Below are 21,675 nucleotides of genomic sequence, written 5' to 3' on the forward strand. Positions count from 1 at the left end.
GCGAGTTGGTATCAACTCATTACCTAGGTATCATTTGATCACTAATTGAACACATAACTTTTCCCATTGTCTATTACTCTTCTTCATTTTTTTTATTCAATGGTGCCAAAAACGCTTGTTTATCAAATGTTCCTTCCCACTTATCTACCATAATCGCAGAAACCATTGAGCCTGCGACGTTCAACATGGTACGTCCCATATCAACAATCGGATCGATACCAAATATCGCTCCAATACTTGTGATCGTGTGTCCAAACCCTAAGCCATTAAGAGTAACTGTCGCAGCAACGGTCGCCGTACCAGGTACACCAGCAATTCCGATGGATCCTACCGTAACGACAACGACCACCAAGAAATAAAAGGATAGATCCATTTCTGCGCCAACAGCTGATCCCATTAAAACACCAAGCATAGCAGGGAATACACCAGCACATCCATTCATACCAATCGAAGTTCCTAAAGTAGCAACAAAATTTGCCGTTTCTTGAGACACACCTAGATCTTCTTCCAGATTTTTCAAAGTATAAGGTAAAGTTCCTACACTTGAACGGGAAGAAAAAGCAAACAATAGTGTCGTAAATGCTTTTTTGTAAAAAACAATTGGATTCACACCCATGAATAGTAATAAAATGACATAAACGATCAACATCAAAAGAACACCAGTATATAGAGCTGCAATAAATCCGATCATTCCCATAATTGCTTGAATCCCTCTAGAAATAATTGTATTACTTACTAAAGCAACAACCCCATACGGCATCAACTTGATTACGTTTGTTAAAACGGAAATGACGGTTACTTTTAATGAGTCCAACAACGTAACAAAAGGTGCCACTTGATCCGGTTTTTTGACTTGTAAGAAGCGAATAGCTCCAGCAAACATAGCCGCTATGATCACAACCGATACAATACTCCCATTATCCCCCATCACACTAACTATATTGTTAGGTATCAGTTTCAAGAAAAATTCCGGGAAACTTTGCGAAGCAATATTACTAATACTTTCTGCTTTGTCTGCTGCCAAGTCTCCAGCAAACTCTGCACCGTTAAGCCGATAGAGTTTGACAACCGCAATCCCCAATGCCGCAGAGATAGCTGTAGTCCCTAGTAATGTTGCAAAAGTTTTTCCCGTCAAATATTTTAACCGTTCTCCTTTGACATCAATCACTACTTTGATAATCGATAAGAACACGACAGGAATAGCTAGCAACTGGATCATCTTCAAGAATCCTGAACCAACTAAGGCATACCAGGCATTGATTTCCGTTCGAGCAAATTCGGTATAAATTTCGCTATCGGAACCAATCAAATCAATGACAACCCCTAAAAGCAAACCAAGAATAAGAGCATAAATCATTCGTTTTGAGAAATTAATCCGTTTGTCTTTGAGGTACTTCATTACCCCGAGGGATAGAATCAGCAAAGCGATTCCTCCCGCAGTATAATAATTACTTACTTTCAGAAATTGAGTAAAAAAAGGTGCATCGATCAATTTATTCATCCCCTTTATTTTGCAGTATTTGCTACAACATTTAGTGCTTCCCAAGTAGAAGAAAAAGGTGGTGCATAAGCAAAATCAACAAATCCTAATTCTTCAGTCGTCATTTGAGCGTGTATCGCAACAGCTAAGCCAGTCGCACGAAGAACTGTTTCATTTTTCCCGAATAGTTGGGCGCCATACAACACTTTTGTTTGTCGGTCATAAACCAGTTTGATCATGATTTTTTCTTGAGTTCCATAATAATTCGAGTGATTCATTGTCTCAATACAAGTCGTTTTGATATCTAATCCTTTTTCTCTTGCCATTTTTTCAGTGATACCAGTCGCTGCTGCCTCGTACTCTCCTACTTTGATCGCACTACTGCCTAATGTCCCTGAATATTCCTGCATCTGTACACCGCTAAGATTGACCCCAACGATCCGTCCCATTTTATTCGCTGTAGTCGCTAAAGGAAGGTAAATATCCCCTAAGATTCGATGGGGAATCGAAGCACAGTCACCTGCCGCAAATACATCTTTTTGAGACGTTCTCCCGTATGTATCGATTTTAATTGCACCATTTCCCAACAATTCCAATTGATCATTCAAAAAGCTGGTATTAGGAACAAATCCAGCAGCAACGATCACCGCATCCGCCTGATAACTTCCTCTATTCGTTTTGACAGCTACCACTTCTTCATGATTTTTTTCGATCTCTAGAACAGACTCTTCCAAGGAAACCCTTACATTTTTTTCTTCAATAGCTTCTTTAATTTTAGTAGAAAATTCCAGATCAAATGAACGATTCATCAAGTGAGGAGCCATCTCGATCAAATGAATATTTTTTCCTGCTTTCGTTAACTGATCAGCTACTTCAATGCCAATAAATCCACCACCCAGGATGACAATATTTTGATAATTTGATAATTCTTGCTGTAGTCGTTTGACTTCATTAAGTTTCGTAATCGTATATACATCACTGGAATCAATACCAGCAATGTTAGGAACAAACGGCTTTGCACCGACAGCCAGCATCAGACGATCATAAGTTTCATGACTCACTTCATTTGTACTTAAATTTTTTACAGCTAACGTTTTAGTGGCAAATTCGATTGATTCTACTCGATGGCGCAACAATAATTTAATTCCTAAACGTTCGATTTGTTCAGGCGTTCGAGCAAACATCTCTTGTTCATCATTAAATTCTTCGCCTAAATAATAAGGAAGCCCACAAGCGCCGAAAGAGATATAATCCTCTTGTTCAATCACGATGATTTCTGCATCTGGATTGACTCTCTTTGCTTTGGCCGCTGCGCTCATTCCTGCAGCAATTCCACCAATGATTATTATTTTCATTCTTTCTTCCTCTTTTCTTATGCTTTAGATAAAACCCATTCGATTTCTATTAAAGCATCTTTTGGTAAGGCAACGACTTGAAAAGCTGATCGTGCTGGGAAACGTTCACCAAAGTGTTCTGCGTACACTTGATTAAATGCTTCAAAATGATTCATATCAGTTAGAAAACAAGTCGTTTTAACCACTTGATTCATGGTCAAGTCTAGCTCCTCCAACACTTGTGATATATTGATCATGATTTGGTTCGCTTGTGCTTTAATCTCTTCAGAAACGATTTCACCAGTGGTTGGATCGATTGGTAACTGTCCAGAAACAAAGATCAAGTCTCCCGCCACGCGATATTTTTCATACGGTAATTTGTTGCTACTCATTCTTTTCCTCCTTTAATAATTTTTTATCATAGAATACAATTACACTAAAAAATTATCATATATTTTTAAGGCAGTCAACCACTTACAAAGTTTTTAAAAACCGCAAAAATTCTTTTATTTAAAATAAAATTATAAAAACTAATGTTATTTAAAATCTAACGCAAGCAATTAATTTCATTGATAATTTTTTATCAAGAAAGCGTTGACATAACGGAAATGAATGTGTTATTTTTGAGATACATGAAGTAGGTTTGGAGGAAACCCATATGAATATCAATACAAAAATTCTACACGATTACCCAGTCATCGACCCAGTTACAGGCGCATCGTCGATACCTAAATATCAAACTTCCACTTTTCATCAAAAAAATGTCTTCACTCACACAGGTTTTAGTTACACTCGTTTTGGTAACCCTACTGTCGAAGCGGCGGAAAAATGTATTGCTTCATTAGAAAACGCGCAGTTCGGTTTAGCCTTTTCATCAGGAATGGCTGCTATTAACGCTGTCCTGTTCCTTTTATCCAAAGGAGATCATTTAGTACTAGGTAAAAATATTTATGGTGGAACCTTCCAAAGCATCCATCTTTTCTTAGCTCGTTTCGGGATCGATTGCACTTTTGTTGATGAAACGGATATTGATTCTTGGCAAAAAGCGATTAAAAAAGAAACAAAAATGTTTTACATTGAAACTCCTTCCAATCCATTATTAACGATCACTGATATAAAGAAAGTGACTGAATTGGCTAACGAGTATCAGATCTTAACAGTTGCAGATAATACATTTATGACACCCATTTCACAACATCCTTTAGATTTAGGTGTTGATATCGTGATACATAGTGCAACAAAGTTTATCAATGGACATAGTGACGTTGTTGCAGGTTTGGTCGCTATAAATAACGAGGAGCTGTATCAGCAATTAAAGGAACATCAAAAAGCACTGGGCGGGATTTTAGGTCCTGAAGATGCTTGGCTACTATTGCGCGGCGTTAAAACGCTGGGGTTAAGAATGGAAAAATCAGTTCGAAACGCTAGTGAATTAGCTAACTTTCTCGTCAATCATCCGAAAGTAACAAACGTTTATTATCCTGGTCTTGAACAGCATGCTGGACATTCGATCCATCAAAAACAATGCGAAGACTGTGGTGCTATTTTGTCATTTGAAGTAGATTCAGTTAAGCAAATTGAAACCTTATTCACACACTGTCGTGTACCAATCGTAGCTGTCAGTCTCGGAGGTGTGGAATCCATCCTTTCTTATCCTTGGGCGATGTCTCATGCCAGTATGCCTGAAAAGGATCGATTAGCGATGGGTGTCACTGAAACTTTAGTTCGGCTTTCATGCGGGATCGAAGATGTAGAAGATTTGATCGCTGATCTTGATGATGCGTTAAATGCTATGTAGTTTCACTCACTATCTGATATTCATGGTGAGTTCTATCATCGAAAATAAGCCGGATAGTCCCAAAATAGTTCCTCCTATTTGGGATTATCCGGCTTATTTCTTAGAGTTAGACACTTCCGACACGCCTTCTTTTTCATCAAAATTTTTTATTTCATCATTGGTAAAAATTTCAGAACTGTTGTATTTGGGCTATAAAAGTTCTCTTAACCAACTGTTGGCTAACATGGACTAATATCTTATTGTTCTAATAAATACCGATCGTAATTCTCGATTTTCTTATGTAATCGTGTTAAACACTCTTGCATCTCATCGATCTTTTGAATCAAATGCTGTCTTTCTGTCATCAATAATTGCTTCCTAGCAGCAATTGTCTGGTCTCCTTGCTTACACAATTTATTGTATTCGATCAACGACTCAATGGATAAACCAGCATTTCTCATACAAATTGTAAAATCTACCCAGTTGAGGTCTTCTTCTGTATAATCACGGATTCCACCTTTCGTGCGATGTACAGGCGGAATGAGACCAATTTTCTCATAATAACGCAATGTATCGGGCGAGATCCCTTTCGCTTCGCTCACTTGTTTGATGTTCATAGTTGATATCTCCTTTTTTCTGCTCCATCTCGTTCATAATTGACTAGCCTAACATTTATCTGCTTGGCCAAAACCAATAAACGAATGGAGATTTATGCATGATCATCGTCGCATTTGAAACAACGTACAAAAAATGATCTAGTCTTTCGGCTCTCACTATAAGGGATTTTTCTCAAAAAAGCTAGCAGACCTAAAAAATTCGAGAAGTAACGAACCATACAGCTCCTGTTACTCCTACGAACTTTCTCTTATCATTCACTCGTACATCAAGATGTGGATTTTATTCTTTGTACACGAAATGCTTGATTCTTTGCTAAATAAAAAGGGCGTAAGTATGCAACCGTATTGGAAAGCGGTAAAATGTCTTTACTTAAATCAATGTTTAGCACTTCTTTCAAATACGTTTGACGAATCATAATGCGTTGCCATAATTCTGGATACTTTTCTTTGATTTTTCCTTGCAGTGCCTCATCAGCTAATACCACACATTCTTCCGCACTAACACCTGTATAACCCGGAACTGAAGGAATGATATCTAGTTGAAAAATCATCCCACTTTCAAGTATTTCTTGCGACTCTTGATAAATAGGTGAAGCTAACCACTCTTCATCTGCTGTCAAGTGACCAGGATTTAAATGCCAATGGAACTGTTTTTTTGGTAAAATAGTCTCAACTAGTTGATAAACTTCTTCGCCTCTCATCCCCACTTTGATTGTTTCTAACCAATGAACAATTGCTTGAAAATAAGGTTTAGCCACTTTTTCTAAATAATCCGCTTGCTCTGATGGAAGTTGTTTTTCATGTTCGATGACAAACCCGGTTCTGCTAGATAGACCACCTTTAAACCCAGTAGTTAAAGACAACGCATCCCCAAGTTTAATTGTTTTATCGGTTGGGTAAAGATTAGCATATTCGAAACGTTGCCCTGTCGCAGCAATTGTCACTACCGTGTTCGGTTGTCCTTTTCCATTTAACAATGCTCCAATTTCAGACTCTTTTACACCTACTTCAATCTTGTTTAGTGCTTGTAACATGCAACTAGAAGCTAGATTGGCACCAAATTCATAATGAGCGATCTCATTGGCATTATTTGTTCTCCGTATTCCTTTTTCCCCGATCAACAGCGAACTAGCATTTAGTAGTTCAGTCGTTTCACCTTTTGCTTTTTCGATTGCTTCAATAATAAAGTGAGGAACATCGAATAGCTTGGTCGCTTCTTTCTTCCGTGTAGTAAACATTTTCCAACCAACTACCCCGATTTTTTTCTTTTCAACGAACCCTAACGAGGTAAATAATTGTTCTAAAGGTTGTTCGTGATCCATTGGTTGATTCGGCAATGAAAAAGGTGGATAATGAACCAATTCTGATTGGATTCGTGCATGTTTACATAGTTTCAGATTTTCATTCCCCAAAATCAAGGTACTTTTTCCACTATTTTCCATAACAAATAATCCTTCTTCAAACCGTGGAATAAATCCCGTAAAATATTCAAAATTGCTACCATGCTCACGATCTGCATAAATGATTAGTGTGTCAATCGCTTCTTCTCTCATCCTTTGTATCATTCGTTTTTTTCTCATCTCAATCGTTTCATCTGTTAAGAAAACCGGTGAGACATCTGCAAATGTTTTCGGCTCAGTCAACACATCTAAAATTATATTTTTCTTTTCCATACTTACTCCTTTATTGATCTAATATAAGACATTCCACCTGATTATTTATCAAAGCTTGTTGCAACTGCTTGCTGGGAGGTTGATCTGTTACTAGAAAATCAATCTCTTTTAAATCACAAACCTTAAAAAAACCGGTTTTATCCATTTTTGTATGATCTGCTAAAGCAACCACCGTTTTTGCCTGTTTGACCATTTGGCGTTTGACAAGTCCTTCTTCTTCCGTATGGATGAATATCCCCTCAGACGATAAAGCAAAAACACCTAAAAATGTATAGTCTACACTGTATTGTTTTAATTTCTCAATAGTATCTGCGCCATGTAAAAAAAGTTGTGTTTTGTGCAATTTTCCCGGCAATAGCGTAATCGTAGTTGCTGGCCTTTTTGCCAACAGCATCGCATGAGTCAAAGAATTAGTGATAGCTGTCAAAGGTTTCATCCCTATTTGATTGATCACACTTTCTACAGTAGTGGAGGAATCGAAAATAACCGATGAATTGTCTTTAATGATAGCTGCAGCGGTTTTTCCTAACTGAAGTTTCACTCCATTTAATTTAGTTGAACGTTGCTGGTAATCAAAAATAGTTGCTTCTCTTTCTAATAAAATCGCTCCGCCGTGTGTTCTGCGAACTATATTTTTTTCTTCTAACTTCATTAAATCACGTCTGATCGTGTCTTTAGATACTTCCAGCTGTTCTGCTAAGTCATCAATCGCAGCATTTTGTTTTTCTTTCATGATTTTGATTATTTTTTTCAAACGAATTTCCCTCAGCATGAAACCGCCTCCCTTAAGTCACTTTACTACAGTTTGCAACACTTTGCAATATTTTGCAATTTATCGCATTTTGTTGCAAAAAAATCGCCAAATGCAATCAAATGATTTGTGCTATAATAAGCAGACAACGATGATTCCGTTACTGATATGAAAAAATCTTATATAGGAAAGTAGATGAATCTATGAAAATCGTTCCTCCAAAAATTTCTCCCACATTACCACTTAAGCCCTTTTCTACAATCTATTCCGAAGAGGAACCAATGCTTGAAATGTGCAAAGTAGTCAATGACGAAGCAATCGAAGCATTTTTCGATCGTCCACGTTTTTACAATATGGAATTTGATCACTGTCAATTTACAAATAGCGATTTTAGTCAGGTCGAGTTCGTAGATGTTCGCTTTACAAATTGTGATCTTTCCAACGTCAATATGACAAAAGCCTCTATCCACCGAGTAGAATTTATCAATTGCAAACTACTTGGGACAACCTTTCAAGAATCAACGATTAAAAACGTTACTTTTAAAGATTGTCTAATCAATCTAGCTGCTTTTGGCTATGCTAAAATGGAGAATAATCAATTTTGCCATTGTTCATTGGAAAACGCCGATCTTTATCATTGTCACTTCAAAGGAATCATTTTTGACAATTGTGAATTGAACGAAGCGAATTTTCAGCAAACCTCTTTAAAAGGCGTTGATTTAAGCTCCTCTAATTTTGAAACATTAGGCATTACGATCAATGAATTAAAAGGTTGCCAGGTCTCAACCTACCAGGCCTTAAAATTCTCAACATTGTTAGGACTAATTATAAAAGAGTAAGTGAATAACCTAGGTTTAATTCCCTAGAAGAAATACGATGAACACCATAAAAAGGTCATGAAAGATACAGCTAGCTCTGCTTTGCTCGGAGCTATTTGCTTCTTTCATGACCTTTTTTAATTATCTTTCTCGGATCTAATACTTATTAAACAGACTTCACTGTTTCATCTTTATGTTTACGAGCGGTAATCACGTAAGCGATAACCAACACCAATTTCAGTAATGATATATTCAGGCTTCAACGTATTTGTTTCAATTTTTTTGCGGATATTCGACATATTGACTCGCAAAATTTGGGAATCTTCGCTGTATGGTCCCCATACTTGAGTCATTAAGGTTTGATAAGTGACTACTTTGCCAATCTGCTCAAATAAACATTTAAGTAATCGATATTCATTTTTTGTTAAATGGATTTCTTGGTCATTTTTATAAACCAACTGCTTATCAAAATCGATTTTCAATGCATTATTTACTACGATCAGCGTCTGTTCTTCTTTGGTTTTCTTATGGCGTAAAGCTGTTCTTATACGAGCTAGAAGTTCGTTAGTCCCGAAAGGTTTGGTGACGTAATCATCTGCTCCTAAATCAAGGGCGGCTACTTTTTCATTTTCGTCCTTTCGTGCAGAGATCACCACGATCGGAAGATCCATCCGTTTCCTCAATATTTTCAAGAGATCCATTCCATCAATATCAGGTAAACCTAGATCAAGTAAAATGACATCAAATGTTTCTGCCTGTAAAGCAGTTAAAGCTTCCATCCCATTTGCTGCTACCGTTAATCTATATTGTTCTCGCTCAAAAACCACTTCCATGAAGTCGGTAATATTGGGATCATCTTCAATCAATAAGATCATCTTATTCATAAAAAACTCCTTACTTTAAATAGATTCGGACAATCGTTTCCCCATTATCGGCAATCATCTCCATTTGTCCGTTATGAGCACGAATGATCGTGTTGACAATACTTAACCCAATTCCCAATCCGTTTTTAGAATCAACAGGCACCTCATTTGGTTGAGTCAGATTATTTTGGATTTTTTGAAATTGTTCGACAGGAATCTCACCCTTATTTCTAATCTCAATCCTCGTTTCTTCTCCATTTTGGCTCACAGTCAATCGTACAGGTTGCTGTTTTTCACCGTGTCTCAAAGCATTCTCAATCAAATTGAACAAAGCTTGTTCAATTAAAATAGGATCTGCTTGGATAAATAGCATGTTTTCTGGTAATACGACATCTAATTGGCTATCTGGATACACTTTTTTCAAATGACTATACACAGCTTCGATAATTTCTTCAATCGGTTCCGCTGATTTATTCACTTTCATTGTATTCATATTGATCCGTGTAATCGATAATAAATTTTCCACCATCCGAATCAACCATTGGGACTCATCTTGAATATCTTGCAATAATTTTTGTTGGGTTTCTTTCGACACACTTTTTTCATTGTTTAACGTCTCCGCAATCCCTGAAATTGCCGTTAATGGTGTCCGCAAATCATGCGAGACCGCTCGGAGCAAATTGCTGCGGACTCTTTCTCGTTCATTCTCAAGTTCGATTTGCTCTTTCTCATTTTTCAATTGATTTTGTTCCAGAATCGTTGCCAGTTGTGTAATGAGCAACTTTAAATAGTTTAGTTGATCGTTTTGTAGGTCGTGGGAATGACTTCGTTCCATTCCTAAAACAGCTACGACTTTTCCATTAGTAAGGATCGGCAAATAGAATCCTTTTGCTCCTCCGAGGGTATCGGTTCCATTTCCTGCTTCCTGTTGATTTTTTGCTGTCCAAACAGCTACTGCAATTTCTTCACTGATATTAAGTCTTGATTTTTTCCGATCGACACGATGCACACTTTTCACTTGTCCTTCAGAATCAAAGAGAACCACTTCCCGATCTAACAAACGTGAAAGATACGTCGCAGTAATATCAAAAATTTGTTGTTGATCTTGTGCCAACACATATTGTTTATTCAATTCATAAAGAATTTCCATTTGATGCTCTTTTTCCATAGAATAAACTGCTTGTTTTTTTAACCGCACCATTAAGTTACTAATCATCAGAGCAACTAAAAACATGATCAAAAGAGTGAACGGATAGCCTTGTTTATAGACTGTCAATGAATAAAGCGGTTCAACAAAAAACCAATTGAACGATAGTACACTAAGGATTGATGCTAAAGCGCTCCAAAAATAACCGGAAGTCATCCGAGCGACTAATAAGACAAAAAAGAGATAGATCAACATCAGATTTTGATCACCGACGTTCAAATACTGCATCAACTCAGTAATTAAAGTGGCACAAAAAACAGCACCTAATGCATACCCTAGATCTTTCCCGCCGCCTTCAATGATTTTTCTTGTATGAAATAAAAAAGATGGTCTAGTTTCTTGAAATGGAATCAAATGGATCTCTGTATCATTCAATCGCTTCAGCAATCGGTTTTCAAACGATTCTAAAAATAATCGTTCATACCATGGTTGTCGTAGATTCTTTCCCATGATAATATCTGTAATACCAGTCATTTTAGCGTATTCAACGATCGTTTCAAAGCTTCCTTCTTCTTCCATACTGATCACTTCTCCACCAAGTTTGTCGGCAAGAGGTAAATTTGTTGGCGTGTCTTCATGTGAACGAATCTGAATAACGACCCATTGCGCACCTAAGCCCTGCGCTAATCTTGCAGTCCAACGAATACACTTTTCTGCCATTTTAGGAAAATCGTCATTAACAATAGTCAACAACTTGCTTTGGATTCGATTGGTTTGACTACTGACTTGATTGATATGATCGGAAGCTCTTTGGATCGCTAAACCTCTCAGATGGTTCAACTTTTGTGGGGTAAAAAAATTTTTTAAGGCTCGTTTTGCATTTTCGTTGGTATAGATCTTTCCTTCTTCTAACCGTAAGATCAATTCTTCCGGCTCAACATCGATCACTTTCAAAGATGCTTGTTGAAAGAAAGTGTCTGGCACGGTTTCTTTTACTTCCACACCTGTTACATTAACAACAACATCATTCAAACTTTCGATATGTTGCACATTAATCGTTGTAAAAACGTTGATTCCAGCATTCAGTAACTCTGCCACGTCTTGGTAACGTTTCTTATTTCTTGAACCATGCGCGTTGGTGTGTGCTAATTCATCGATCAAAACTACTTCGGGCTTTCGCTTGATCAAGCGATCAATATCAGGTTCAAATAAAGTGATTGATTTGTAATTGATTTCTTTGGGTGGGATCTGAGGCATACCTTCGAGTAGTTGATTCGTTTCTGGTCGATCATGAGGCTCAATATAGCCAATCACGACATCTTTACCTAAGGCAAATAATTCTCTAGCTTCTAAGAGCATCGCATACGTTTTACCGACACCAGCCGCAAAACCAAAGAATACTCTTAGTTTGCCCTTCTTCCCTTGCTGTCTTTGCATAAAATCTTCTGATACACTCGATAACGACATCCTTTCCCCCTCCAACTTATCCTTTATGTAAGTCTGAGCCATTTTCCGATTGGCTAAAACCAATCAAGAAAATGGCTAGAACCGATTATGAATCAGACATCTGATCTAACGAAAGATTCAATTGTAATACATTAACGTATTTGCGATCTGAAAACCAATCCTTATGGCTGTTTTTTTCTATTATAGCATAGATATCCGCTTCTTTAAGACCTCGCTCTTGAGCGATTTTTGACACTTGAAAATTGGCTGCTTCCACACTGATATCCGGGTCTACACCACTTGCCGAAGCAGTCACTAGATCCACCGGAACTTCTTTTTGCGCTGGGTTTTCTTGAAGTTGTTTTTTCGTTCTCTGTTCCACACGTGAAGCTTGTTCTTTGGATACCGGCGACAGTTGGCTAACTTTTTCATTCCGTCCAGAAAAATAGCGAGTTGATTCAAAAGGTTGCCCAATCAACTTCGAACCTATGACTTTCCCATCATTGGTAACTTGGCTACCATTAGCTTGTTCATTGAAAAATAGTTGACCGACCCCGGTAACTAGTAATGTATAACCCCCTCCGAAAACAAGTAAACTTAACAATAAAAAACGAATACTTCCCATAACTGTTTTTCGCATCACTTTTCTCCTTTACAAAATCACGAATGATAAAATGACATCAATCAGTTTGATAAAAATAAATGGTGCAATGACTCCTCCTAATCCATAGACAAGTAGATTATGTCGCAGGATTTGACTAGCTGGTTTTTCCTGGTAAGCAACACCTTTCAACGCTAACGGGATCAATGCCACAATCACCACCGCGTTATAAATGACCGCAGATAAAATAGCTGTTAAAGGCGTACTAAGTCCCATGATGTTCAATTGATCTAATTGTGGATAGATGCTATAGAACAAGACTGGGATCACCGCAAAATATTTAGCAACATCATTGGCAATACTAAAGGTCGTTAACGCTCCCCGAGTCATCAATAGTTGTTTGCCGATTTGAACTACTTGCAGGAGTTTCGTAGGACTTGAATCTAAGTCGATCATGTTCCCTGCTTCTTTGGCAGCCTGGGTTCCTGTATTCATTGCCATCGCTACATCAGCTTGTGCTAATGCCGGAGCATCATTCGTTCCATCACCCGTCATTGCTACAAGGTGACCTTTTTCTTGGTACTCACGGATTAATTCCATTTTGTTTTCTGGTGTTGCTTCTGCCAAAAAGTCATCAACGCCCGCTTCTGCTGCAATCGCTGCCGCCGTCAAAGGATTATCCCCTGTGATCATGATCGTTTTGATCCCCATTTTCCGCATATCTGCAAATTTTTCTTTCACACCATTTTTTACAATGTCTTTGAGATAAACGACACCTAAAACTTGGTAATTTTTGACAACTACTAATGGAGTTCCCCCTGCACGTGCGATTTGAGCCACTAATTGATCGCATTCTTCAGGATAGGTATGTCCATTTGCTTCCACGTATTTTTTCATAGTGTCAGCCGCACCTTTACGAATTTCGTCCCCGCGATAATTGATCCCGCTCATTCTTGTTTTGGCACTAAAATCAATAAATTTCACCTCAGATTGCTGAAATTCACGTTCCCGTAGATTGAATCGTTCTTTGGCTAAAATCACAATGCTTCTGCCTTCCGCTGTTTCATCTGCCAAAGAGGAAAGTTGGGCAGCATCCGCCAGTTCTCGTTCACTCACTTGATGAACTGGTAAAAATTCACTTGCACGTCGATTGCCCAGCGTAATCGTTCCAGTTTTATCCAATAATAAGACATCGACGTCTCCTGCCGCTTCGATTGCTCGACCACTCATGGCAATGACATTTTCTTTTGTCAATCGACTCATACCAGCAATACCGATCGAAGAGATCAACGCACCAATTGTCGTGGGTGCTAAACAAATCAATAACGCAATCACAATGATTAAAGAAAGCGGGCCACCTTTTCCTGCCAGCAGACTACTAAAGTGAGTAAACGGGATCAGCGTAATCGAAACTGTTAAGAAAATGATCGTCAAAGTGATCAAAAAGATTTGCAGTCCGATTTCATTGGGTGTTTTTTTTCGTTGGGTGCCTTCCACCATCGCAATCATTTTATCTAAAAATGATTGCCCGTTTTCGGAAGTGACCCGTATCACTAAATAATCAGAGACGACTGTCGTTCCTCCTGTCACAGCGCTTCGATCCCCTCCGGATTCCCGAATGACTGGTGCTGATTCTCCAGTAATGGCACTTTCATCGACGGAGGCAGCCCCCTCAATAACGTCCCCGTCTGCTGGGATTTGTTCACCTGCCTGGACATAAACCAGATCGCCTTTTTTCAAATCAGAAGAACGGATCTCAATAAAGTTTTTTTCTTGCACATCTTCTAAACAGGTGATCTTATAGGTCATTACTTCTTTTTTCGCTTGCTTCAAACTATCCGCTTGTGCCTTCCCACGACCTTCAGCAACAGCTTCAGCAAAATTGGCAAATAATAGAGTCAACCATAAGAAAACCGTAATCGCAAGACTAAACCATAACGGTACATCCATCGGGTAAAAACACAAAATGGTTGTCAAAATCGCGCCTAAATAGACAACAAACATGACTGGATTTCTTAATTGCTGTCGTGGGTCCAACTTCTTGAACGATTGACCCACAGCCCATAAATAGATTTTTTTCATTTTTCTCACTCACTTTACTGTAAAATAATCAGCAATTGGTCCTAAGGCTAATGCTGGTAAGAAACTCAAGGCGCCGATCACTAAAATGACAATAATCAACATCGTAACAAACGTTGGACTGACGGTTGATAATGTCCCTGGACTCAACGCTGCTTTTTTCTTATTCCCCATGTTTTCTGCTAGGAATAAAATCGCAACGATCGGTAGATATCTGGAAAGCAGCATCAAGAAACTGCCTAAATAGTTAATAAACGGCGTATCTGCTAATAGACCGCCAAATGAACTCCCATTATTATTCGCTAAGGAAGTTGCACCATATAATAATTCACTAAATCCATGAGGACCTTCATTAGTTAACCAAGTGAAGACTTCACTGTGGCTGATCAAGGCCATAGCTCCAAAGAGGGTCAACATTAAAGGAGTCAAAATAACTAAACTAGCCATCTTGATGTCAAACGCTTCAATTTTTTTCCCTAAATATTCGGGCGTACGACCAACTAATAAACCAGCAATAAAAACGGCTAACAAAAGAAAAGCAAGCATGCCGTATAGTCCACTACCAATCCCACCAAAAATAATCTCTCCTAATTGCATCAAAAAGAGTGGGATCGCTCCACCTAAGGGCGTAAAACTATCTAACATCGCATTGACCGAACCATTAGAAGCAGCAGTCGTGCTGACAGCCCATAAACTTGACCATCCCACACCGAAACGAACTTCTTTTCCTTCCATGTTGGCCGAACCTAACACTTGAGTAAAGTTTGGTCCATAATATTCACTAACTGCTACTCCGATAAACGCTAATAGAACAAAGGTGGTTGCAACGATCAAGATCGTCCGCCCTTGTTTCCATTCTTTTACCCAAAAACCTAGTGTAAAAATCAATGCAGCAGGAATGAGCAAAATGGCAATATTTTCCAAAAAATTCGCTAAAATCGTTGGATTCTCAAAAGGATAAGCTGAATTTGCTCCAAAAAAACCACCACCGTTCGTTCCTAACTGCTTGATAGCTACTTGGCTTGCTACTGGTCCTAGATACAACCACAAATCTTTTCCTTCTAATCCTTGATAAGCTAGCCCTGATTGCAACGTTTGGATCGTTCCTTGAGAGATCAATAAGATGGCTAAAACGATGGAAAGCGGCAATAAGATATAGACTAGACCTCTGGTTAAATCTTGCCAAAAATTCCCTAGTCGTTTATTTTTCACTTGAGTCAAACCTCTTAATAAGGCAATCAAAACTGCTAAGCCTACACCTGCAGATACAAAATTTTGAACTGTTAAGCCAAACATTTGCGAAAAATTCGATAAGGTAGTTTCCCCAGCATAGGCTTGCCAATTAGTATTCGTTACAAAGCTAACTGCCGTATTGAGGGCTAATGGGAAAGAAAGATTTTTAACTGTATTCCCTCCCGGCAACCATTCTTGTGTCATTAACAGACCAATCAGTAAAATGAGCGAAAAAAGGCTTAATGACAATACACTAAAAATGTAGCGTTTCGCCGTCATTTCTTTCTGACTTACTGGTCCGATTATTTTATAAAATAGTTTTTCAACGGGTTGCAAAAATCGTACGCCTTTAGGTATGTTATTTTGCATGATTTGTTTAATATACCACCCAAGAGGTAACGCTAGAATGAGTAACACAAATAAAAAAAACAATCCTTGATAAATGATACTACTCATAACTCTTCCCCCTTAAATAAAAACCAGAAAAGATAAATCATTAATAAAGCACTAATCAAACCAAATATAATCATCATTTTTCCTCTCTCCTTTATGATTTGATCATACAAAAAAAGATATAAAGATAGTGTGAAACTTTAAATCGTTTCTTTACACTATCTTTATATCTCTTGATTATTTATTCTTGTCTATTTTTCTCCATTATAAAAATAGAAGAAGCGTTTCAAAAAATGTTCATCCTATTATAAAGCTTACCGCTACGTTTATACCCGTTGTTACCCTCTGAACAAATGGCATTCATAGCCTTTTTTATAACGCTACTGGTGTTGCAGTTTCTTGCAGCACTTGGTTGAGTTGTTGGATTTTTTTACTTCCTTCTTCGTTCATCCACGTCATTGCCGCTTCTTTTCCGTGTTTGACAAAAGTTTCTACCCCAGCACTCCACGTTGCCCGACCACAAAGAACCCCATTGAAGGTCGATCCTGCTGCCTTGGCAAAGCGTAGTGTTTCATAAAATAATTCTGCTTCGACACCGGCACTTAAAAAGATATAAGGCAAATGGGTAGCAGCAGCTTGTTCTTGGAAAAATTTCGCTGCTTCTTCTTTCGTATGTACGAAATCCGTTTGACCATATCCTTCTACATAGTGCATGTTGACAGGAACTTCCACTTTCAAGACATCGACATTGAATCGCTCTTCAGAAAACTTCTCCATCATTTTTATGACTTTGCCAGGTTTTTTCATCGCATATTCTTTTGATTGACTATCAGAAATGTTTTGATCATATGAAACTAATTCTAAAAAGAATGGTAAATTTTCTGCCTGACATTCTGAGCCGATCCGTTCAATAAATACCTGTTTTCGCTCATTGATTTCGTCACTTTCATCAACATCATAATAAAGTAAGAATTTACAAGCATCTGCACCTGCCTCTTTTAGATTCTTAACTGAACAAGTAGGTAAAAGATCAGGAAGTCTTCCAGGCACGGTACTATCATATCCCGTTTTTTCATAGGCAAGAAGTAAGCCAGCTTCTTGCGCTTTCGCTTTCGCTGCAGGCAAGCCATACTCCGGGTCTAACAAAATCGCTGACGCATCTTTTGTTAGTTGCGAAGACACGATCATCTTAAATTCTTCCAGCTCTTTAGCACTTGCTTCTTCTCCTTTTGCTTTGGTAAGCATTTTACGTAATGCACCTCGTTGATCAATTGCTAAAGCAGCAAAGATTTGTTCTTTATTCCAGAGTTTTTTTAAATGTTTCATTTTTCCATCCATTGCTTCTATGTCACGCTCCTTTTAGTCTTCGTATTCGCCCATTTCCCATTTTTTAAGAAATTTTGCAAAAAATTCCGGCTTCTCTTGCGAAGCATTTGTGCTTTCACACTGGTTGATTTTTTCGATCAACTGTTTGTTTTTATCTGTTTCTTGATATTCTGCCTGAATAAAGGCTTCGATGACATCACAAATCAAAAATTCTCCTGTGATTCTGGCACCAAAACCAATGACGTTCGCATTTAGTTGCTCTTTTGCATAGATGGCACTGGTCATATCACGAACCAACGCACCTCTTACTCCAGGTACTTTATTGACTGCATTGGTAATCCCGACACCTGTTCCACATAAACATACGCCTAAATCAACTTCTTTTTTAACTACTGCTTCTCCAATTTTTTTCCCATATATCGGGTAATGTGTGCGGGTAAAATCATAGGTCCCTACATCCACTACTTCATGCCCTTTTGATTTCAAAAAATCCGCAACTGCTATTTTTGTATCTGTTACGATGTGGTCACATCCAATTGCTATTCTCATTATCTGCTCCTTTCTTAACCCATTTCATTTAACATATCTACACGAATCTGATGACGACCACCACTATAAGATGCGGTCAAAAATCCCTTAACGATATTTAACGCAAGCTCTTTACCAACAATCGCTGCGCCTAAGGTAATCATTCGGGCATCATTATGATCTCTAGTCATATAAGCACTTCTTTCATCCGACACTTCAGCTGCCACGATTCCTTTTATTTTTGTTGCGACCATAAAGCTCCCTGCACCATAACCATCAATAGCGATCCCTAGACTTTCCGGGTGTTCTTTTAAATCTGTTGTGATAGCTAATGTAGATGCAATAAAATCTTCTGCTGGTTGAATACTTTTATCTTCTACTTCAAATCCCTCTTGCACGAGCTTATCTTTTAACCATTCTTTTAATTCCATTCCGTCGCTATCCGCACCAATGACTACTCGCATACTCATTTTTCCTCCTGTTTAGTTTTCTCATTTCTCGCTAGTTTCATTTTTAATCGGTTGATCCAATACTTTTTCTTTGCTGATTTTTTGGTACCAATAAGCACTCTTTTTAGGAAATCGTTGCTGCGTATCAAAATCTACGTAAAATAATCCATAACGTTTATTGTAACCATTCGTCCAAGAAAACATATCCATCAACGACCAAATAAAGTATCCCTCAATTCTCACACCTTGGTCGATCGCCCGTAAAATAGCGGCTAGATGAAGACGAACATAATCGATCCGCTCCTCATCATTGATTTGTCCCGCTTCAAAATGATCCTTACTCCCTAAACCATTTTCTGTTACATAGATTTTTCCATAGTTCGGATAATTCTGTTTGATCAAGAGAAGCATATCTTCCAACCCTTGTGGATAGATCGGCCAATCCCAGTCAGTCGTTGGGATTACAGGATTTGTTACCCTTTCTCCTACACCTTGCAAGGCAAAGATACTACTTCCTTTTTCACCAGTTCCGTTATGTTGGATTTTTGATGTTCCTGTATAGCCTTTTAAAAAATGACTCGCATAATAATTAACTCCTAAAAAATCAATCATTTTTGCTGCTTCTTTTAGATGATCAAAATCTTCTATTTTGAGTTCAAGCTGCGCCCCATTTGCAGATAAGATCTCATTGATCACACGCATCGTTTCTGCTGAGTATTCCCCTTTAAACGTCGCATCCAATAGAAATTGATTCGCCAAGATATGTTCTTTCTTCGCTGACAGGCTATCTTCTCTCTGATCAGTTATACCGTACTTTGATTCTAAAATATGAACGATCCCGATCTCACCTTGGTAATTAGCTTCCTTGTATTTTTTGACTACGCGAGCGTGGGCAACCATCATGTTGTGCATCGATTGGATCGCTTTACCCAGCTCATATTGATTGTTCGGCGGAAAATGACCGATGATGTATTGACCGGCAACCACTGACCAAGGTTCATTGATCGTGATCCAATGTTTCACTTTGTCCCCGTATTCTTCGAAACAAAATTGCGCAAAGTCAACATATTCATCCACCATATTTGCAGACAACCAATCACCATCTTTAAATTGCTTCTCTGGTGTATCAAAATGGTGCAAAGTCACAAACGGCGTGACTCCATTTTTGATACAAGAATCGATCAAACGATGATAAAATTGGACACCGATCGGATCGACCTTCTCTCTCCCACTAGGAAAGATCCTAGACCAGGCAATCGAAATCCGAATGCCATTGATGCCAAACTGATGACATGCTTGTAAGTCTTCTGCATAACGATTATAGAAATCACTTGCTTGACTAGGGTCAAATGTCCCTGTCTTTTTAAGGTAATCATCCCAATAATTTTTCCCACGGTTTCCTACTGAAAGGGCACCCTCAGCTTGATAAGCGGCCGTTGCCGCTCCAAAAATAAAATGTTCTGGAAATTTATTCATCGCATCCTCCACATCATGTTAGATTTTCAAAAACAAAGTTGACCGCATCAGTAGGTGCTTTTGCAAGTTTGACGTACTCGATTCCCGTAGTAGAAACAGTTTGTGTTTTATGGTCCTTCGCACTTTCTCTCAGTTCCTCAAGCATCGAAGCCATTTGCGGAGCTAAGATAATCAAGTCAAACTCGCCAATCTGATCTTTATGTTGCCCATAAGCCATTGCCGTCGCATCCACACCGATACTCAATTCCTTCGCACCCTTTTTAATTGCATTGGCTAACATCGAACTAGTTGCTCCATTGGCACAAAGTACAAGAACATTAGTCTGATCATTCTTTTGTTTAGCAAATGCCGGTGAAACGACTGCTGGTTTGACAGTTGTACTTTCCAACTGATCCCCGTGCCCTATTTCTTTTTCTTTCACTAATAATTCATTGTCATAGGCTTTGAAAAATGGATAGTAAATCGCAAAATCAACGGTTAATAAAACAATCATCAAAACGATCGATAGTCCAGCAAAGCCTGTCCCTAAGATCAACCCTACTGGTCCAGGAGTTGTCCATGGCAGATTGTAGATGAATCCATTCATATCTAACACCTCAACAAAAAATTTAAAGATCCAGACATTGAGGATCGGTGCAAGAATAAAAGGAATAAAAAAGATAGGATTCAATACGATTGGTGCACCAAACAGCATGGGTTCATTCACACCAAACAAAACGGGAATCGCTGAGGCACGTCCCATTGTTTTTAACTGCTTTGACTTTGCTAGAAAAGCAAACATCAACGTAATGACCAATGTCGCACCCGTCCCACCTAGTGTGGCAACAAAGTATTGTAAGCCTTGAGATAAAATTTTCGGTGCATGTTCACCACTTTGATACAGTTGAAAATTCATCTCTACATTTGTTATGTAGATGGCAGCAACAGCTGGCTCAACAATAGAGGGACCGTGGATACCGACAAACCAGAAAAACGCCATTGCCCCAAAAATGAGTGCTAACCCAAAATAGCCATCGGCCGCTGAGAAAATTGGTTGGAACAGCTCAATCAATTTTTCTGAAAACCCACTACCGACAAGGTTACGAAAACCCAAATCAAATCCCCAAAAAAAGACGGTCGACAGTGTAATCGGGATCAAATCCTTAAATGTCTGTGAGATATTACCAGGAACTTCCTCTGGCATTTTCACTGTCAAATTCTTGCTAACACAGAATCGATAGATATTGGGAACAATAAAACCAACAATGAACGCTGTCATCAATCCTTTGGTCCCCATGTAATCAGAAGCAAATCCACCTTCTAACGAATCAACCCCAACAATCAAGAAACCAATAAAAGCAGCGATCATGGTTGAAGTACTATTGATTTGATTCGTTTTTGGCAATTTAGTATTAAAGTTTTCTGTCAAACTCTTGGTCACTGTAGCAGCCATTAAGATCCCTAATATCCCCATGGACCCGTTATACGCTTTCATTAGAATGGACTCTATTTCTTCTCCCCAATGAAAATTGAATGCGTTGGGAACATATGCTACCAATAAAAAAAAGCTTGAAAAAAGAATGACAGGGATAAGACTGATAAAACCATCCCTAATTGCTCTTAAATAAGAATTATTAGAAATTTTCTCAAAAAACGGTTTCATTTTTTCGATACGTTTGATCATTGCATTCATACCCAGGCTCCT

Annotated in this window: 18 protein-coding genes; 2 read left to right on the forward strand and 16 right to left on the reverse strand. The window is 38.4% G+C overall.

What is annotated here, in order from left to right; genetic code table 11:
- Nucleotides 1–73 precede the first annotated feature (73 nt).
- The 3 genes from IGJ27_RS08455 to IGJ27_RS08465 are packed head-to-tail and all read right to left on the reverse strand — an operon-like array spanning nt 74 to nt 3,206.
- The gene (locus IGJ27_RS08455; protein WP_034700793.1) at nt 74–1,492 is read right to left on the reverse strand and encodes a cation:dicarboxylate symporter family transporter; all 1,419 of its coding nucleotides are present in this window, start codon (nt 1,490–1,492) and stop codon (nt 74–76) included.
- Between the two features lie 14 nt (nt 1,493–1,506).
- On the reverse strand, nt 1,507–2,835 hold the full coding sequence (locus IGJ27_RS08460) for a CoA-disulfide reductase (RefSeq protein WP_178305825.1): 1,329 nt from the start codon (nt 2,833–2,835) through the stop codon (nt 1,507–1,509).
- Between the two features lie 17 nt (nt 2,836–2,852).
- Nucleotides 2,853–3,206, reverse strand: a complete 354-nt coding sequence (locus tag IGJ27_RS08465) for a Rid family detoxifying hydrolase (RefSeq protein WP_010737901.1) — start codon at nt 3,204–3,206, stop codon at nt 2,853–2,855.
- Nucleotides 3,207–3,472: 266 nt separating this feature from the next.
- Between IGJ27_RS08465 and IGJ27_RS08470 the strand changes: the two genes are divergently transcribed.
- On the forward strand, nt 3,473–4,612 hold the full coding sequence (locus IGJ27_RS08470) for a trans-sulfuration enzyme family protein (RefSeq protein ID WP_178305824.1): 1,140 nt from the start codon (nt 3,473–3,475) through the stop codon (nt 4,610–4,612).
- A 236-nt stretch (nt 4,613–4,848) separates the two neighbouring features.
- Here IGJ27_RS08470 and IGJ27_RS08475 read toward each other — a convergent pair whose 3' ends face one another.
- The 3 genes from IGJ27_RS08475 to IGJ27_RS08485 form a co-directional block, all read right to left on the reverse strand.
- Entirely contained in the window at nt 4,849–5,208 is a 360-nt protein-coding gene (locus tag IGJ27_RS08475; protein ID WP_010718439.1) for a MerR family transcriptional regulator, read from the reverse strand.
- A 266-nt stretch (nt 5,209–5,474) separates the two neighbouring features.
- Nucleotides 5,475–6,881 (reverse strand): M24 family metallopeptidase, encoded by a 1,407-nt coding sequence (locus IGJ27_RS08480; RefSeq protein ID WP_178285894.1) that lies wholly within the window; start codon nt 6,879–6,881, stop codon nt 5,475–5,477.
- A gap of 10 nt (nt 6,882–6,891) precedes the next feature.
- A complete protein-coding gene (locus IGJ27_RS08485; RefSeq protein ID WP_178305823.1) occupies nt 6,892–7,653 on the reverse strand; it encodes a DeoR/GlpR family DNA-binding transcription regulator in 762 nt (253 codons plus the stop codon).
- A 260-nt stretch (nt 7,654–7,913) separates the two neighbouring features.
- Here IGJ27_RS08485 and IGJ27_RS08490 point away from each other — a divergent pair, with 260 nt between their 5' ends.
- A complete protein-coding gene (locus IGJ27_RS08490) occupies nt 7,914–8,471 on the forward strand; it encodes a pentapeptide repeat-containing protein (RefSeq protein ID WP_228012171.1) in 558 nt (185 codons plus the stop codon).
- A 176-nt stretch (nt 8,472–8,647) separates the two neighbouring features.
- Here IGJ27_RS08490 and IGJ27_RS08495 read toward each other — a convergent pair whose 3' ends face one another.
- From IGJ27_RS08495 to IGJ27_RS08540, 10 genes are all read right to left on the reverse strand, one after another.
- Nucleotides 8,648–9,334 (reverse strand): response regulator transcription factor, encoded by a 687-nt coding sequence (locus tag IGJ27_RS08495; protein WP_010718443.1) that lies wholly within the window; start codon nt 9,332–9,334, stop codon nt 8,648–8,650.
- 10 nt (nt 9,335–9,344) lie between these two features.
- Nucleotides 9,345–11,927: a sensor histidine kinase gene (locus IGJ27_RS08500; RefSeq protein ID WP_275887755.1), complete on the reverse strand. Its 2,583-nt coding sequence runs from the start codon at nt 11,925–11,927 to the stop codon at nt 9,345–9,347.
- An 85-nt stretch (nt 11,928–12,012) separates the two neighbouring features.
- Nucleotides 12,013–12,546: a potassium-transporting ATPase subunit C gene (locus IGJ27_RS08505; RefSeq protein WP_034700806.1), complete on the reverse strand. Its 534-nt coding sequence runs from the start codon at nt 12,544–12,546 to the stop codon at nt 12,013–12,015.
- Between the two features lie 12 nt (nt 12,547–12,558).
- Nucleotides 12,559–14,589 (reverse strand): potassium-transporting ATPase subunit KdpB, encoded by a 2,031-nt coding sequence (kdpB, locus tag IGJ27_RS08510; protein WP_178305822.1) that lies wholly within the window; start codon nt 14,587–14,589, stop codon nt 12,559–12,561.
- Between the two features lie 9 nt (nt 14,590–14,598).
- A complete protein-coding gene (gene kdpA / locus IGJ27_RS08515; protein WP_178305821.1) occupies nt 14,599–16,275 on the reverse strand; it encodes a potassium-transporting ATPase subunit KdpA in 1,677 nt (558 codons plus the stop codon).
- 309 nt (nt 16,276–16,584) lie between these two features.
- The gene (lacD, locus tag IGJ27_RS08520) at nt 16,585–17,538 is read right to left on the reverse strand and encodes a tagatose-bisphosphate aldolase (protein WP_242694012.1); all 954 of its coding nucleotides are present in this window, start codon (nt 17,536–17,538) and stop codon (nt 16,585–16,587) included.
- A 33-nt stretch (nt 17,539–17,571) separates the two neighbouring features.
- Nucleotides 17,572–18,087, reverse strand: a complete 516-nt coding sequence (lacB, locus tag IGJ27_RS08525) for a galactose-6-phosphate isomerase subunit LacB (protein WP_063627351.1) — start codon at nt 18,085–18,087, stop codon at nt 17,572–17,574.
- Nucleotides 18,088–18,101: 14 nt separating this feature from the next.
- Complete coding sequence (gene lacA, locus IGJ27_RS08530) at nt 18,102–18,530, reverse strand: galactose-6-phosphate isomerase subunit LacA (protein WP_010718450.1); 429 nt, start codon at nt 18,528–18,530, stop codon at nt 18,102–18,104.
- Between the two features lie 27 nt (nt 18,531–18,557).
- Nucleotides 18,558–19,991: a 6-phospho-beta-galactosidase gene (lacG, locus tag IGJ27_RS08535; protein WP_178305820.1), complete on the reverse strand. Its 1,434-nt coding sequence runs from the start codon at nt 19,989–19,991 to the stop codon at nt 18,558–18,560.
- Between the two features lie 13 nt (nt 19,992–20,004).
- Nucleotides 20,005–21,663, reverse strand: coding sequence for a PTS transporter subunit EIIC (locus IGJ27_RS08540; RefSeq protein WP_034700817.1), 1,659 nt, complete (start codon nt 21,661–21,663; stop codon nt 20,005–20,007).
- Nucleotides 21,664–21,675 lie beyond the last annotated feature (12 nt).

The sequence above is a fragment of the Enterococcus sp. DIV1726a genome (genome assembly GCF_051710985.1).
In the GTDB taxonomy this organism is placed as follows: Bacteria; Bacillota; Bacilli; order Lactobacillales; family Enterococcaceae; genus Enterococcus_B; species Enterococcus_B hirae.